The sequence below is a fragment of the Candidatus Obscuribacterales bacterium genome (assembly GCA_036703605.1).
Taxonomy (GTDB): Bacteria; Cyanobacteriota; Cyanobacteriia; order RECH01; family RECH01; genus RECH01.
The window spans coordinates 1-1,779 of the sequence record DATNRH010000847.1 but is presented as its reverse complement, the minus strand read 5'-3'; the positions used below and the strand labels follow the sequence as shown (position 1 = coordinate 1,779).

The 1,779-nt window shown below is 52.8% G+C and carries 2 protein-coding genes; one reads left to right on the top strand and one right to left on the bottom strand.

Features of this window, described 5'->3' with window-relative positions:
* Positions 1 to 194 (top strand): hypothetical protein (locus tag V6D20_17510; protein ID HEY9817581.1); only part of this gene is annotated, 194 nt, incomplete at its 5' end.
* A gap of 643 nt (positions 195 to 837) precedes the next feature.
* Here V6D20_17510 and V6D20_17505 read toward each other — a convergent pair.
* Positions 838 to 1,206: a hypothetical protein gene (locus V6D20_17505; GenBank protein HEY9817580.1), complete on the bottom strand. Its 369-nt coding sequence runs from the start codon at positions 1,204 to 1,206 to the stop codon at positions 838 to 840.
* Positions 1,207 to 1,779 lie beyond the last annotated feature (573 nt).

Below are 1,779 nucleotides of genomic sequence, written 5' to 3'. Positions count from 1 at the left end.
AAGGAAGTCCTGCTGCTAAACCGATTGCCCCCGATGTGTTTTCGACGGCAGGGGGAGTTCTCTCACCAAGTAGTGCTCCTTCCCAGCCTGATTATCAGAAAATTCTAACCGAGTTTTACCAACAGCACAACGCGACAAAAGTGGGCGATGTCAACAAGCATTTGACAAAGTATCAGGTAAGCTCGCTTGTATAATATTGTCTTTTCCAGCACCATCGAGTACTTGCGTTGACAGGGATTTCCAGAACTAACTGAATATTTTTTGTCGCACTTCTTCGAATACAGGGTCGCGAGCGAGAAATGTTCGCAAAGCTGTCACAGAAGTATAAGGTTCCCAATCCTTTGGATAAAGTGCAGGGACCGGCACCTGCTGCTGCTTCCGGGGCAACAAATGCCTTTCCAAGCTCGGGCCCAGGGAGTCCATCACCTTTTGGTGCGACTGCTCAATCTCAATCCCCTTTTGGCAATACTAATGCACCTGCTTCGCCATCGCCATTTGGCACCGCCACTACAACACCAGCCAAAGGCACTAGTGGGGGTGTTTTTGGAAGCTCCATATCAACACCCTCTGCCCCTGCTTTCGGGTCTTCTCCGTCTCCCTTTGGTGCTCCGAGTACGTCCATGACACCTTCTACCCCCGTATTCGGTAGTACCCCGGCGCCTTCTATGTCGACACAGCCGACAGCGCCTGGTGGATCCCAGACAGCATATGCAGGGAAGAGTCCGCGTGAGATTTTGGTAGCTTTTTATCAACAATACAACCCGTCCAAGATTGCCGAGATTGACAAGGTTCTGGCGAAATATCAGGGCCAGGAAGAAACTCTGTTTAGGAACTTGGCTAAGAAATACAACCTGGATCCCTCTGTCTTCGGTATTTCGTCGTCGTCTGGTTTCGGGGCTCCCACGCCTGCACCTGGTGGATTTGGATCACCTGCATTAGGAGGGTTTGGATCGCCGGCACCTGCATTAGGAGGGTTTGGATCTCTAGCAGCTGCACCGGGAGGCTTTGGATCTCCTGCGCCTGCACCGGGAGGCTTTGGATCTCCTGCCCCTGCACCAGGAGGATTTGGATCTCCTGCACCTGCACCCGGAGGCTTTGGATCTCCTGCACCTGCACCGGGAGGCTTTGGGTCTCCTGCACCCGCACCAGGAGGCTTTGGATCTCCCTCCTCAGGCTTTGGATCGGCAGGTGGTGGCTTTGGGGCAACTTCGTCTACCTTTGCTTCTGCGCCAGGATTTGGACAGCCTTCCACTCTTGGTATTGGATCTCCCTCCTCAGGCTTTGGATCGGCAGGTGGTGGTGGTGGCCCCACCCCATTTGGCAGCGCTAGCGGGGGCGGTGGATTTGGTCAAGCTTCTCCTATCGGACAAGGCTCGGTGCCAAATAATATGGGGATGCAAGCGTCCTCTTCTTTCGGGACCTCCAGCTTTGGTGGGGCTGCTAGCTTTGGTGCTCTTGCCAAAGGATCTTCGCCATCTCCATTTGGAGGAGCCCCAGCAGCCAGTGGTGGCTTTGGCGCAGCAGGTGGCAGCGGCGGCGCTTTCGGAAGCACAGGTGGCTTTGGGGCGTCAACACCGTTCGGGGCCCCTCGCAGATGAATATCACATACTCGTGTACTGTAGAGTAGTAAATAGTTACGACACTCGATTGAAGTAACAATGGTGATGTCATCATCTGTCTAAACAGAAACTAAAAAATAAAAACTTTACTGTATTCATGTTAGACTTTATCAACAATGCCACAGTATTCATACTTGGCATTGTAGCCTGACGACTGCTC